A 12,837-nucleotide genomic window follows, 5' to 3' on the forward strand; every position below is an offset into this window, starting at 1 on the left:
GCCGGAGATCTCGAGCATCTCTTACGGAGATGCCAGGCTGGGGGCTGAAATGACAATCGTCTTCCGCAAACTTGACCATGACGATATGGCGGCTGCCGCGAGCCTCCACCGTGTTTCCTTCGACGAGCGGCTGCCCTGGCTGGCCGGCCTTCATACTTTGGAGGAGGATCGTGGATACTGGCGCGGGCATCTTTTCGCGACCTGCGACATTTGGGGCGCCGAAAGGGGGAGCGCCTTGCTCGGCGTTATCGCCTTCCGCAAGGACTGGGTCGATCAGCTCTACATCCTGCCGAGTGCGCAGGGGCAGGGGATAGGTTCCCGGCTGCTGGACATCGCCAAAGAAGCCCATCCGCAGCTTTTCCTCTGGACCTTCCAGCGCAATGCTACGGCCCGCCGCTTTTACGAAGCGCGCGGCTTTGTGGCGGTCGAACAGACCGATGGCACGGCCAATGAGGAAAAGGAGCCGGACATTCTCTATCATTGGCGTCGCGAAACTCGATAAACACCGCTTGCAAAGCGAAAAAATCGGTGGCTTGCTCGCCCTGTTCCATGGAGGAGTTTCGCATGTCGCTTGAACACTGGCTCGCTTTCGTTGCCGCTTCGTCCATTCTGCTTGCTATTCCCGGGCCGACGATCCTGCTTGTCATCTCCTATGCGCTGAGCCACGGCCGCAAAGTTGCGAGCGCGACGGTCGCAGGTGTCGCGCTTGGTGACTTCACCGCCATGAGCGCTTCCATGCTGGGTCTCGGCGCCGTGCTTGCGACCTCTGCCACGCTCTTCACCGTACTGAAGTGGATGGGCGCCGCCTATCTCATCTATCTCGGCATCAAGCTCTGGCGTGCGCCGGTTTCCGAACGTGCGGCGGAGGCCGATGAGGCGGAGGCGGCATCCGCCAAGCCGATCAGGATTTTCCTTCATACCTATGTCGTGACGGCGTTGAACCCGAAGAGCATCGTCTTCTTCGTCGCTTTCCTGCCGCAGTTCCTTGACCTCAGCCGGCCGCTCTTCTTCCAGATGGCGGTCTTCGAGGTGACCTTCCTGGTTCTCGCAACGCTCAACGCCGCGCTCTACGGCCTGCTCGCTGCTATGGCCCGGAACACGATCCGCAAGCCCAAGGTCCAGCGAATCGTCAATCGCACCGGCGGCTCACTGATGATCGGCGCCGGTCTGCTTTCGGCCAGCTTCAAGCGCGCGGCGGCATGAGGATATTTAAGGGAGGATAACGCATGCTGACCGGACGTTGCCATTGCGGCGAGACCGTCTTCGAGATCAACGGAGAATTGCCTCAGGCGCTGACGCGCTGCACCTGCACTTTCTGCTCCCGTCGCGGCACGCTCTATGCCTATTACGAGCCGAAGCAGGTGCGCGTCACGGCCGATTCCGAGAGCGACAGAATCTATCGCTGGAACTCGAAGCTGGTGGCGCATCATTTTTGCGGCACCTGCGGCTGCGGGACCTATAGCGACAGCCCCGATTTCCAACTCGACGGCACCTGGGACGGCAAGACGCGCCGCATTGGCGTGAATGCCAGGCTGTTCGATGATTTCGACGCCGAGGAATGGCCTCACACCGTGATCGACGGCAGGAACCTCTGGTAGGAGAGCGACATGAGCGAGATGACCATTCTAGCCTTTGCGATCGTCGCCTTCATAGGCATTGCGACGCCGGGGCCGACAGTGCTTCTGGCGCTGACCAACGGTTCCCGTTATGGATTGCGCCGGGCTTTGCCGGGCATGGCGGGCGCCATGCTTTCCGACTTCGTTCTGATCGGCGCCGTAGCACTGGGCCTGGGCGCGCTGCTTGCAGCCTCCGAATTCTGGTTTACGGTGGTCAAGTGGCTGGGTGCGGGTTATCTGGCTTTTCTGGGCATCATGCTTCTCCGCTCCAAGGGATCTCTTGACGTTACGGAAGCTGCTGCAGCGTCAGGCTCTGGCTCCTCCGCTTCCATTTTCCTCAAGAGCTTTCTCGTCGCAGTGACAAATCCCAAGGGCTACCTGTTCTTTTCGGCCTTCCTGCCGCAATTCATCGTGTCCGATGCGCCGCAGGTGCCGCAATATGCCTTGCTCGCCGTCGTCTTCGCGCTGATCGATTTCGCCGTAATGTTTGTCTACGCACTGCTCGGTTCGAAAGCGGTGCATCTTCTCAAGAAGAAGGGCGCTCTCTGGCTCGACCGGGCTTGCGGCGGCGCGCTTTTAGCGCTCGCGGGATCGCTCGCGCTCTATCGGAGGGCCGCCTCTTAAACCCTGTGCATTTTTGCACTTGTCCGGCGAAACGAATCCCGATCTCTGTTATGGCTCGGGAGTGGCGGGCCGTTGGGTCGCCGCACGGAGACGGCATACGGGGTGAGTGCATTGCAGGTTGGCATCGATATGGGAATTGTGTCCGGCGGCGCTCCGGCCAAGCTCGATATCGAGGAGCTTCTGGCCACCCGCTTGCTCGTGCAGGGTAATTCCGGCTCGGGCAAATCGCATCTGCTGCGGCGGTTGCTGGAGCAGTCCGCCCCTTGGGTGCAGCAGGTGGTGATCGATCCCGAAGGCGATTTCGTCACGCTCTCGGATAAGTTTGGCCATGTGGTGGTCGACGGCGAGCGCACCGAGGCGGAACTCGCCGGCATTGCCAACCGCATTCGCCAGCACCGGGTGTCTTGTGTACTGACGCTTGAGGGCCTTGATCTGGAAGAGCAGATGCGGGCCGCCGCAGCCTTCCTCAACGGCATGTTCGATGCTGACCGCGAGTACTGGTATCCGGTCCTGGTCGTCGTCGACGAGGCCCAGATGTTTGCGCCTTCGGTCGGCGGCGACGTCTCCGAAGATGCCAGAAAGCTGTCCCTCGGTGCGATGACCAACCTGATGTGCCGCGGTCGCAAGCGCGGTCTGGCGGGCGTCATCGCTACCCAGCGCCTCGCAAAACTCGCCAAGAATGTTGCCGCGGAAGCCTCGAACTTCCTGATGGGACGAACCTTTCTAGACATCGACATGGCGCGCGCCGCCGATTTGCTCGGCATGGATCGGCGCCAGGCGGAAATGTTCCGCGACCTCCAGCGCGGTAATTTTGTCGCTCTCGGTCCGGCTTTGTCCCGCCGACCGCTGCCGATCGTCATCGGCACCGTAGAGACGTCTGCCCGATCTTCGAGCCCGAAACTGATGCCGCTGCCGGATGCGCCGCAGGATGTCGAGGATCTGATCTTCACGCCGGATCCGGAGGAGTTTACCCGGCCTATGGTTCGCCGGGCGCCGCCGGCACCTCGTCCGACGACGGATATATTGGCCGAGCTTTCCCGCTCCATGCCCGCTGCCTCGCAGGCACCTCAGGAGCCGCGCGCGCCCCAGCCGGAGGTGTCGCCCGAAGCGCGTGAGGAGCGGCTTTCCGCTGTGCTTTCCGAGATTCTCGACGATCCGCAATCGGGCTATCGGACTGACGCGGTCCTCTATCAGGAATTTCTGGTGCGCGCCCGCATGCGGCGCCTGCCCGGACCACCACTGACGCTCTCTGAATTCCGCCGCCGGGTGGCCGTTGCGCGTTCGGGCGTCGACGCCGAAACGGCGGCAGGCGAGGCCTGGCGGACGGCCTTGTCGCTATCCGGCGGGGTCTCGGATGATCTTCAGGGCGTTTTCCTGATGATGGCGAAAGCAGCGATATCAGGCGAACCGTGTCCATCGGATGCCCGTATCGCCCGCGCCTATGGCACCCATTCCGCCCGCCGCGCCCGGCGTCTGCTCGGCTATTTCGAGGAGCAGGGCCTGATCGTGATTCACACGGATTTTTCCGGAAAGCGCGTCGTGGCCTTTCCGGACCTGCAATCGGAGACCGCTCCCGGTAGCGCCGACGCGCCGGACGAGGGCGAGGCGAGGGTGGCGGCCGAATAATCCGCTAATGGATGTGGAAATGCGCTTCCACGGCGGCGGCAATGAAGGCTTGCCGCGCTTCCGTCGGTTCCGATCTTCCGTCAAGGGCATCACCGCAGACCTGTTCGGCGCGGCTGTACTGGCTGCCGTGATAAGACGGCCAAAAACAGTCGAGCACCGTCTTTGCCTGACGCACCGTTTTCACTGTGCGAGTAACGCCGGTTTCCGGGTCTTCAAGTCTGATCGGGTTGTTCCAGGCCTTCGGGCTCATGACACGATACCTCCTCTCTATATGAGATGGGCTGAATATACCGGGATTCAATTGGAGTCTGGAAACAGCCTTACCGAAAGGTTACGACAGCTGACGCTGTTGACATTTCCATGACATACGCCTAAAGACCCCGCCAACGCCGGGTTCAACGCCCGGTGTTTTTGTTGACATGTCCCGTGGTCTCTCCGATCGCTGTCGTGAGAAACCTGTCAGAGCTCTTAAATCAGGGCTCAGAGGAGGGCGTGTTTCCTTGATCCGGTTTGGCAACAAACCGGACTAACCGTTTGAGAAGGAAATGCGATGAGCAAGCGCGCTGCATCCAAGTACAAAATCGATCGCCGCATGGGCGAAAACATCTGGGGTCGTCCGAAGTCCCCGGTCAACCGTCGTGAATACGGTCCGGGCCAGCACGGCCAGCGCCGCAAGGGCAAGCTTTCCGACTTCGGCGTGCAGCTGCGCGCCAAGCAGAAGCTGAAGGGTTACTACGGCGACCTGCGCGAAAAGCAGTTCCGCGCCACCTACGACGAAGCAAACCGCCGCAAGGGCGATACCTCGGAGAACCTGATCGGTCTCCTGGAATCGCGCCTCGACGCCATCGTCTACCGCGCCAAGTTCGTTCCGACGGTCTTTGCTGCCCGTCAGTTCGTCAACCACGGCCACGTGACTGTCAACGGCGTACGCGTCAACATCGGTTCCTACCGCTGCAAGGCCGGCGACGTCATCGAAGTTCGCCAGAAGTCGAAGCAGCTCGTTTCGGTTCTGGAATCGGTTCAGCTCGCTGAGCGCGACGTTCCGGACTACATCGAAGCCGACCATAACAAGATGGTTGCGACCTTCGTTCGCGTTCCGACGCTCTCCGACGTACCTTACGCCGTGGTCATGGAACCCCAGCTGGTCGTCGAATTTTATTCGCGTTGATCACTTGCGAAAATGGCCCCGGAGGGGGCCATTTTCATATTCAGCTGCAGAAAGCCGTCTCATTTCGAGGCGGCTTTTTTTCTTTCCGGTGTCGCGGTGTCCGCGGTCGTGGTCGCGGTGGTATCGAGCGGCTGGGCGGTTGCCACGGGAGCTTCCTTCGGCAGCTCTCCCATGCGATTCCAGGCGTCCAGACCGGCGATCTTGTAGGCTTCCGCCAGCGTCGGATAGTTGAACGTATTCTCCACGAAATATTCGACCGTCCCCTTGAGATTGAGCACTGCCTGGCCGATGTGGACGAGCTCTGTCGCACCTTCGCCGACGATATGAACGCCCAGGAGGCGGCGCGTCTTCAGCGAGAAGATCAGTTTCAATAAGCCGGTATCGAGTCCCATGATGTGGCCCCGCGAGGTCTCGCGGAAGCGAGCGATGCCGCATTCATAGGGAATGCCCCGTTCCTTCATCTCCTCTTCGGTCAGGCCGCAGGTGGAAATCTCCGGCACGGCATAGATGCCGTACGGGAAGTATTTCTGCGGTTCCTTGGCAATCGCGCCGACGGCGACGCGGGCGGCGACGCGACCCTGTTCCATCGAGGTCGAGGCGAGGCTCGGAAAACCGACGACGTCGCCGGCCGCGTAGATACCGGGAACCTCTGTCTCGAAGGTCTCCGGGTTCACCTTCAGGCGACCGCGGCTATCGGCTTCGAGGCCGGCGGCAGCCAGCTTCAGCGTGTCGGTAGCCCCTGTGCGCCCGGCGGCATAAAGGACCATGTCGGTGGTGATTTTGCGGCCCGAATCGACCGTCACCAGCACCTTGCCGTCGTCCAGACGTTCAACCTTGTCGACCTTCTGGCCGAGGAGCAGCTTCATGTTGCGGTCGCGGAGCTGATAGGTGAAATCCTCGACGATCTCCTTGTCGATGAAGTCAAGGATGGTGGATTTCGGGTCGATGACAGTGACGGCCGTATCGAGTGCGCTGAAGATTGTTGCATATTCGATGCCGATGACGCCCGCACCGATGACGACCATGGAGCGAGGCAGATCCCCGATTTCCAGAAGTTCGTCGCTGTCGAGGACCGTCTTGCCGTCGAAGGGGATGCTGTCCGGGCGAAACGGCCTGGTTCCGACGGCAAGCAGGATGCTCTTGCCCTTCACGTGGACCGTCTCGTTGTCGTCCTTGAGCACCTCCAACGTATCCGGCGCGGCGAAGCTCGCCTTGCCGCGAATGTGCTGTACCCGGTTGCGGGCGAACTGGTGTTCGAGCACTTCCACCTCGTGATCGAGGGTGATGAGGAGGCGGCGGCGCAGGTCTTCCGCGCTGATCTCCTGTTTCACGCGATAGGCGCGCCCATAAAATCCGCGCTCGCGCCAGCCGGAGAGGTTAAGTGCGGTTTCCCGCAGGGTCTTTGAAGGAATTGTGCCGGTGTGGACCGAAACACCCCCGACACGTCGACCCTGTTCGATGACAAGGACTTTCTTGTCGAGTTTGGCGGCCTGAATGGCGGCGCGGCGCCCCGCCGGTCCGCTGCCGACGACGATGAGGTCGTATTGGTTCATGGGTGCTCCGTCTTCGAATCTCTGGAGCTGCCGCGATGCAGCAGCGATCACGAATCCTTTTGTAGCCACTTATTCTAAAGGTTTGATTGCGAGGCGTCCAAGCCTGGATTTCGGCGGTAATGCCTATAGTTTGTGCAATGCAAAAATTGCCGAAAAAATGTCTTGACGTTGCGGGCCAAATGCCGTCCTCTTGAACCAATTGTGAATTGGTACGGTAATGGTCCAGAAAAAATCAGAAGTGGCTCACGACACCTCGAGTTACGCGCTCGATCGGTTGCGGGAGCATTTTGCCACCGGAGAATTCGGCTCGGAGGGGCGCCTGCCCACTGAGCGGGCGCTGGCCGAAATGCTCGGCATCAGCCGCCGCGCGGTCCGTCGGGCACTGGAAGTGCTGGAGGGGGAGGGGCTGATTTGGCGCCGCCAGGGCTCTGGTACCTTTATCGGCGAGCGGCCCGACCGGTGGAGCGATCATGTCGGCGAGATCGTCGCCGGTACGGACTTCATGGAGATCATGGAGGTCCGGCTGAGGATCGAGCCGCAGCTTGCCCAGCTTGCCGCAATGCGCGCCAAGCCGGGCGAGATTGACCGGATGCGCAATCTCGCCAGAAAAATTACCGAGAGCCACGATGCCGATGCAAGCGAACTGTGGGACGGCGCCTTGCACCGGCAGATCGCCCAGAGCGCCGGCAACAGACTTTTCCTGTCGATCTTCGACGTCATCAACCAGGTTCGCCAGGACGAGGCGTGGCAGGCAATCCGCGAACGCGCCCGTTCGAGCGGCAACGCGGTCAATATCTCCTTCGCCCAGCACGACGACATCATCGACGCGATAGCGGCGCGTGACCCGGTCCGCGCAGGCGAAGCGATGCGCCAGCACCTCCTGATGCTTCAGGAGCGGCTCGTCCGGGCGACCTCGATGGAGGGCCACCCTCTCGGACAGGCAAGTTGAATTTCCGGTCGGCGCGAGACGGCCAGCAACGAGAAACCGGCACATAAGCCGGGCGACTGCAAACAGGAACAGAGAAAAGAGAGGAATAATTGCAATGAAACGACTGACAAATCTAACGGCAGCGCTGCTGACTGGCGCGCTTTTCGCCTTTCCAGCACTGTCCGCCGAACTGCGCATCGGCCTGCAGGACGATGCCGACGTCCTCGATCCGGCGCAGTCCCGCACCTTCGTCGGCCGCATCGTCTACACGGCCATGTGCGACAAGCTGGTGGACGTATCGCCGGATCTGAAGATCGTTCCGCAGCTGGCGACCGAGTGGAAATGGTCCGCGGACGGCAAGGAGCTGACGATGAAGCTCCGCGATGGAGTAAAGTTCCACGACGGTACCGCGATGGATGCCGCCGCCGTCGTTGCCACGATCGAGCGCAACCTGACCTTGCCGGAATCGCGCCGCAAGAGCGAGCTTAGCTCCGTCGCCAAGGTCGAAGCCGCTGGTCCGCTGGAGGTCAAGTTTACGCTGAAGGCGCCCGACGTTACGTTGCTCGCCCAGCTCTCCGACCGCGCAGGTATGATCGTCTCCCCGAAGGCAGCCAAGGAGCTTGGCGCGAATTTCGGCTCGAAACCCGTCTGCGCCGGCCCGTTCAAGTTCGTCGAGCGCGTCCAGCAGGACCGGATCGTGCTCGAGAAATTTGCCGATTACTGGGACAAGGACAAGGTATTCGTCGACAAGGTCACCTACCTGCCCATTCCGGATACGACCGTGCGCCTTGCAAACCTTCAGTCCGGTGACCTCGACATGATCGAGCGGCTGGCGCCGACCGATGTCGCTGCCGTCAAGGGCGCCTCCGGCTTCAAGGTCGATTCCGTCGTCAACATTGGCTACATGGCGCTCTACGCGAACATCGCCAACGGCCCGCGCGCCGACAACCCGTTCGGCAAGGACAAGCGCCTGCGCCAGGCCTTCTCGCTGGCGATCGACCGCGATGCGCTGAACCAGATCGTTTATGAGGGCACCGCCGTCGGCGGCAACCAGCCGTTTCCGCCGAACAGCCCGTGGTATAACAAAGCATTGCCGGTTCCTGCCCGCGATGTGGAGAAGGCCAAGGCTTTGATCAAGGAAGCCGGTTTCGAGCGGGTACCGATCGAGATGCAGATCCCGAACAATCCGGTGGCCGCGCAGATGATGCAGATCGTCCAGTCGATGGTGGCGGAGGCCGGTTTCGACGTCAGCTTGAAATCGACGGAATTTGCGACGCTGCTGGATGAACAGACCCGCGGTAACTATCAGCTCAGCCGTTCCGACTGGTCCGGCCGCGTCGATCCCGATGGGAATATCCACCAGTTCATCACCTGCAAGGGCGGCATCAACGATACCAAATACTGCAATGCCGAAGTCGACAAGCTGCTCAACGAAGCCCGCGCGTCGACGGACGACGCGGTCCGCAAGCAGAAATACGACGCCGCGGCCGAGATCCTGAACGACGAACTGCCGGTCATCTACCTCGGCCATCAATCATGGATCTGGGCCTACAAGAACAGCGTCACCGGTTTCGTCGCGAGCCCGGACGGCATGATCCGTCTTGTGGGCGTGAAGAAGAGCTGATCCGCTTGTGCCGCGCGGAAGCTCTGCGCGGCACTTTTTCAACGCACCTTTGGAAACATGAGGGGCGGCACTATGCCTGTCTATATCGGAAAGCGTCTCCTCGTCGCGATCCCAACCCTGCTGATCATCTCCATCTTCGTCTTTTCGCTGCAGAAGCTTCTTCCCGGCGACCCGATCCTGACCATGGCAGGCGAGGAACGCGATCCGGCCGTGATCGAATTCCTGCGCGAGAAATATCGGCTGAACGACCCGGTGATCGTGCAGTATTTCTATTGGCTCGGCGGCATTTTGAGCGGAGACTTCGGCATCTCGCTGCGTACCAACCAGCCGGTTCTCGAACTCATCCTGCAGAAGCTGCCGGTGACGATCCAGCTTGCGACCATGGCAATGTTTTTCGCCTTCCTGATCGGCATTCCGATCGGAATCCTCGCGGCCGTCAAGAAGAACACGACCATCGACTACGTGGCCAACATTGTCGCGCTCTCGGGTCTCTCGATCCCGAATTTCTGGCTCGGCATCATGCTGATCCTGCTGATTTCCGTCCAGCTCGGCTGGCTTCCGGCGTCCGGATACGAATCGATCTTCGCTGATCCGGTGCGGTCGCTTCAGACCATGGTCATGCCCGCCTTCGTGCTCGGCAGCGCGCTGGCCGCGACGCTGATGCGGCATACCCGTTCGGCGATGGTGGGTGTGATGAGCGCCGATTATATCCGCACCGCGCGGGCAAAGGGCCTGTCGCCGCGGGAGGTGGTGCTGAGCCACAGCTTCCGCAACGCGCTTCTGCCCGTCGTCACGCTGTCGGCGCTGCTTTTTGGCGAACTGCTGGCAGGTGCCGTGTTGACGGAGCAGATCTTCACCATTCCCGGTTTCGGCAAGCTGATCGTCGATGCCGTCTTCAACAGGGACTATGCGGTGGTGCAGGGCGTCGTTCTGTGCACCGCTGTCGGCTTCATCCTGATGAATCTCATTGCCGACGTGCTTTATGTCCTGCTCAATCCGCGCTTGAGGGCGACGCTATGACGACGATCGATCAAGCGCCGCCCGTCCTGGCGGCGAAGCGAGAACACAGCCGCGCCTGGCGCAAGATGAGGAAAAACAAGAGCGCGCTCGTCGGCGCCGTGATCATTCTCTTCTTCACCGCCCTTGCCGTGACGGCCCCGATCCTGCCGATCATCGATCCGCTGGCGACGAGCTGGTCGGCGATCCGCAAGGCACCGTCTGCCATGTACTGGCTCGGTACCGACGACCTTGGCCGCGATATCCTCTCCCGCATGATCTGGGGTGCGCAGGCTTCCCTGATGGCGGGTGTCTTTTCGGTGGCGATTTCGGTCTGCATCGGCGTGCCGTTCGGGCTCGTCGCCGGCTATTTCGGCGGTTGGGTGGATATGGTGATCTCGCGCGTCACCGAGGCTCTGCTCGCCATGCCCTTCCTGATCATGGCGATCGCGCTGGCCGCCTTCCTCGGCCCGAGCCTGATGAACGCCATGATCGCGATCGGGCTGTCCGCCATGCCGATTTTCGTGCGGCTGACGCGTGGGCAGGTATTGGCGGTGAAGACCGAGGACTATGTGGAAGGTGCTCGTGCGGTCGGCCTGAACCACCTGGAAATCATGCTCCGTTACATTCTGCCGAACGTTATGGCTCCGATCATCGTGCAGGCGACCTTGACGATCGCCACGGCGATCATCGCCGAGGCAAGCCTTTCCTTCCTGGGTCTCGGCCAGCAGCCGCCCGCCGCTTCATGGGGCTCAATGCTGAACGTTGCCAAGAATTTCCTGAACCAGGCTCCCTGGATGGCCATGTGGCCGGGTGCCGCGATCTTCCTCGTCGTCATCGGCTTCAACCTGCTAGGCGATGGCCTGCGTGACGCGCTCGACCCGCGCGAAGCCTAATCTAGAAGGAATTCCGAGAATGACCGAATTCACGACCAGACCCGAAATCCTCGGTACGTTCGGTGTCGTCACCTCCACCCATTGGATAGCGTCGGCCGTCGGCATGGCGATCCTCGAAAAGGGGGGCAACGCCTTCGATGCGGCGGTTGCAACCGGTTTCGTGCTGCAGATCGTCGAACCGCATCTCTGCGGGCCGGGCGGCGATATGCCGGCCATCTTCTACTCGAAGAAGAAGGACAAGGTCGAAGTCATCTGTGCGCAAGGAACTGCGCCTGCTGGCGCGACGATCGAGCATTATACGTCCGAGGGACTGAAGCTCATTCCCGGCGATGGTCTGCTGGCAACCGTCATCCCCGGTGCCTTCGACGGCTGGATGCTGATGTTGCGCGACTATGGCACGATGAGCATCCGAGAGGTCCTGGAACCGGCGATCTATTATGCCGAGCAGGGCCATCCGGTGCTTGCCCGCGTATCCGCCACCATCAAGGGACTTGCGGGATTCTTCGAGAAGGAATGGCCGACATCCTATGCCACGTGGCTGCCGGGCGGCGCAGCGCCGGAACCGCAGAGCAATTTCAGGAACCCGGTGCTTGCCGATACCTGGAAGCGCGTCGTCGCGGAGGCCGAAGCGAAAACCGGGCGCGAGAACCAAATCGAGGCGGCGCGAGATGCCTTCTACCGCGGCTTTGTGGCGGAGGCGATCGACGCTTACGTCCGCACAGCCGAGGTGATGGATGCGAGCGGCGCGCGGCACAAAGGCGTGCTGACCGCGGACGACATGGCGAATTGGCGCGCGACTGTCGAGGCGCCGCAGACCTACGACTACCACGACTGGACCGTCGCCAAAACGCCGGCCTGGGGGCAGGGGCCGGTGCTTCTGCAGTCCTTGGCGCTGTTGAAGGGCTTCGATCTTTCGGCGATGGATCCGGCCGGTCCTGATTTTGTGCACGTGGTCGTGGAAGCCATGAAGCTCGCGTTCGCTGACCGCGAGGTCTATTACGGCGACCCGGAATTTGCGCAGATTCCAACCGAATACCTGCTCTCGGAAAGCTACAACGTTGAGCGTCGCAAGCTGATCGGTGAGCAGGCGTCACTCGAACTGCGGCCGGGCCGTGTGCCGGGTTACGACAACCAGTTCGACCTGACCATGGCGATGCTGGCGGAGGTGAGCGGCAAGGGTGCGGTCTATGAGCCGACCATGTCGCACCTGACCGAGAAGCGCGGCGACACGGTGCATATCGACGTCATCGACCGCTGGGGCAACATGGTCTCGACCACGCCGTCCGGCGGCTGGCTGCAATCGTCGCCGGTCGTGCCGGGCCTTGGTTTCGCGCTGAACTCGCGCGCCCAGATGTTCTGGCTCAAGGAGGGCCTGCCAACCTCGCTCGCGCCGGGCAAGCGCCCTCGCACCACGCTGACCCCCTCGCTGGCGCTGCATCAGGGCAGACCGACGCTGGTCTTCGGCACGCCGGGCGGTGATCAGCAGGACCAGTGGCAGTTGCCGTTCTTCCTGCGTTATGTCCACCACAAGCCGAACCTGCAGGCGGCGATCGACATGCCGCTTTTCCACACCACGCATTTTCCGGGATCGTTCTATCCGCGTACCAGCGAGCCGGGCAACATCATGGTGGAAAGCAATATCGGTGCCGAGGTTCTCGAGGAGTTGCGCCGCCGCGGCCACCAGGTCACCGTTGCCGATCCGTGGAGCGTCGGCCGCCTGACGGCGGCGCGCCGCGACGCGGACGGCCTCATGCGGGCGGCGGCAACACCGCGCCTCATGCAGGCTTATGCGGTGGGGAGATAGGT

13 protein-coding genes are annotated in these 12,837 nt (G+C 61.6%); 11 read left to right on the forward strand and 2 right to left on the reverse strand.

The window, feature by feature from the left end; all coding sequences use genetic code 11:
- Positions 1 to 49: 49 nt before the first annotated feature.
- From C5L12_RS12920 to C5L12_RS12940, 5 genes are all read left to right on the forward strand, one after another.
- Positions 50 to 502 carry a GNAT family N-acetyltransferase gene (locus C5L12_RS12920; protein ID WP_105372608.1) on the forward strand — a complete coding sequence of 151 codons (453 nt, stop codon included), beginning with the start codon at positions 50 to 52 and terminating at the stop codon, positions 500 to 502.
- Positions 503 to 564: 62 nt separating this feature from the next.
- Positions 565 to 1,203: a LysE family translocator gene (locus C5L12_RS12925; RefSeq protein ID WP_105372461.1), complete on the forward strand. Its 639-nt coding sequence runs from the start codon at positions 565 to 567 to the stop codon at positions 1,201 to 1,203.
- A 23-nt stretch (positions 1,204 to 1,226) separates the two neighbouring features.
- Positions 1,227 to 1,598: a GFA family protein gene (locus tag C5L12_RS12930; protein WP_105372462.1), complete on the forward strand. Its 372-nt coding sequence runs from the start codon at positions 1,227 to 1,229 to the stop codon at positions 1,596 to 1,598.
- A gap of 9 nt (positions 1,599 to 1,607) precedes the next feature.
- Positions 1,608 to 2,240 carry a LysE family translocator gene (locus C5L12_RS12935; RefSeq protein WP_105372463.1) on the forward strand — a complete coding sequence of 211 codons (633 nt, stop codon included), beginning with the start codon at positions 1,608 to 1,610 and terminating at the stop codon, positions 2,238 to 2,240.
- A 111-nt stretch (positions 2,241 to 2,351) separates the two neighbouring features.
- Positions 2,352 to 3,866 carry a helicase HerA domain-containing protein gene (locus C5L12_RS12940; RefSeq protein WP_105372464.1) on the forward strand — a complete coding sequence of 505 codons (1,515 nt, stop codon included), beginning with the start codon at positions 2,352 to 2,354 and terminating at the stop codon, positions 3,864 to 3,866.
- Between the two features lie 4 nt (positions 3,867 to 3,870).
- Here C5L12_RS12940 and C5L12_RS12945 read toward each other — a convergent pair whose 3' ends face one another.
- Positions 3,871 to 4,116 (reverse strand): DUF982 domain-containing protein, encoded by a 246-nt coding sequence (locus C5L12_RS12945; protein ID WP_105372465.1) that lies wholly within the window; start codon positions 4,114 to 4,116, stop codon positions 3,871 to 3,873.
- Positions 4,117 to 4,416: 300 nt separating this feature from the next.
- On the opposite strand from C5L12_RS12945, the gene rpsD reads away from it, so the two are divergent.
- Positions 4,417 to 5,034 carry a 30S ribosomal protein S4 gene (gene rpsD, locus C5L12_RS12950; protein ID WP_105372466.1) on the forward strand — a complete coding sequence of 206 codons (618 nt, stop codon included), beginning with the start codon at positions 4,417 to 4,419 and terminating at the stop codon, positions 5,032 to 5,034.
- Positions 5,035 to 5,093: 59 nt separating this feature from the next.
- On the opposite strand, the gene sthA is transcribed toward rpsD, so the two are convergent.
- A complete protein-coding gene (gene sthA / locus C5L12_RS12955) occupies positions 5,094 to 6,587 on the reverse strand; it encodes a Si-specific NAD(P)(+) transhydrogenase (RefSeq protein ID WP_105372467.1) in 1,494 nt (497 codons plus the stop codon).
- Between the two features lie 217 nt (positions 6,588 to 6,804).
- Here sthA and C5L12_RS12960 point away from each other — a divergent pair, with 217 nt between their 5' ends.
- From C5L12_RS12960 to C5L12_RS12980, 5 genes are all read left to right on the forward strand, one after another.
- Complete coding sequence (locus tag C5L12_RS12960; RefSeq protein WP_105372468.1) at positions 6,805 to 7,536, forward strand: FadR/GntR family transcriptional regulator; 732 nt, start codon at positions 6,805 to 6,807, stop codon at positions 7,534 to 7,536.
- A 94-nt stretch (positions 7,537 to 7,630) separates the two neighbouring features.
- Complete coding sequence (locus C5L12_RS12965; RefSeq protein ID WP_105372469.1) at positions 7,631 to 9,139, forward strand: ABC transporter substrate-binding protein; 1,509 nt, start codon at positions 7,631 to 7,633, stop codon at positions 9,137 to 9,139.
- A 72-nt stretch (positions 9,140 to 9,211) separates the two neighbouring features.
- Entirely contained in the window at positions 9,212 to 10,159 is a 948-nt protein-coding gene (locus C5L12_RS12970) for an ABC transporter permease (RefSeq protein WP_105372470.1), read from the forward strand.
- Positions 10,156 to 11,031, forward strand: a complete 876-nt coding sequence (locus C5L12_RS12975; RefSeq protein WP_105372471.1) for an ABC transporter permease — start codon at positions 10,156 to 10,158, stop codon at positions 11,029 to 11,031. The genes C5L12_RS12970 and C5L12_RS12975 overlap by 4 nt, the downstream gene beginning before the upstream one ends.
- Positions 11,032 to 11,050: 19 nt before the next feature.
- Entirely contained in the window at positions 11,051 to 12,835 is a 1,785-nt protein-coding gene (locus C5L12_RS12980) for a gamma-glutamyltransferase family protein (protein WP_105372472.1), read from the forward strand.
- The last annotated feature ends 2 nt before the right edge of the window (positions 12,836 to 12,837 follow it).

The sequence above is a fragment of the Neorhizobium huautlense genome (assembly GCF_002968575.1).
Taxonomy (GTDB): Bacteria; Pseudomonadota; Alphaproteobacteria; order Rhizobiales; family Rhizobiaceae; genus Neorhizobium; species Neorhizobium huautlense.

What these genes read in the sequence shown, in the direction of transcription:
- C5L12_RS12920 (WP_105372608.1), top strand. Translation starts at nt 50, where the DNA reads ATGACAATCGTCTTCCGCAAACTTGACCATGACGATATGGCGGCTGCC.
- C5L12_RS12925 (WP_105372461.1), top strand. Translation starts at nt 565, where the DNA reads ATGTCGCTTGAACACTGGCTCGCTTTCGTTGCCGCTTCGTCCATTCTG.
- C5L12_RS12930 (WP_105372462.1), top strand. Translation starts at nt 1,227, where the DNA reads ATGCTGACCGGACGTTGCCATTGCGGCGAGACCGTCTTCGAGATCAAC.
- C5L12_RS12935 (WP_105372463.1), top strand. Translation starts at nt 1,608, where the DNA reads ATGAGCGAGATGACCATTCTAGCCTTTGCGATCGTCGCCTTCATAGGC.
- C5L12_RS12945 (WP_105372465.1), bottom strand. Translation starts at nt 4,116, where the DNA reads ATGAGCCCGAAGGCCTGGAACAACCCGATCAGACTTGAAGACCCGGAA.
- rpsD (WP_105372466.1), top strand. Translation starts at nt 4,417, where the DNA reads ATGAGCAAGCGCGCTGCATCCAAGTACAAAATCGATCGCCGCATGGGC.
- sthA (WP_105372467.1), bottom strand. Translation starts at nt 6,587, where the DNA reads ATGAACCAATACGACCTCATCGTCGTCGGCAGCGGACCGGCGGGGCGC.
- C5L12_RS12960 (WP_105372468.1), top strand. Translation starts at nt 6,805, where the DNA reads ATGGTCCAGAAAAAATCAGAAGTGGCTCACGACACCTCGAGTTACGCG.
- C5L12_RS12965 (WP_105372469.1), top strand. Translation starts at nt 7,631, where the DNA reads ATGAAACGACTGACAAATCTAACGGCAGCGCTGCTGACTGGCGCGCTT.
- C5L12_RS12970 (WP_105372470.1), top strand. Translation starts at nt 9,212, where the DNA reads ATGCCTGTCTATATCGGAAAGCGTCTCCTCGTCGCGATCCCAACCCTG.
- C5L12_RS12975 (WP_105372471.1), top strand. Translation starts at nt 10,156, where the DNA reads ATGACGACGATCGATCAAGCGCCGCCCGTCCTGGCGGCGAAGCGAGAA.
- C5L12_RS12980 (WP_105372472.1), top strand. Translation starts at nt 11,051, where the DNA reads ATGACCGAATTCACGACCAGACCCGAAATCCTCGGTACGTTCGGTGTC.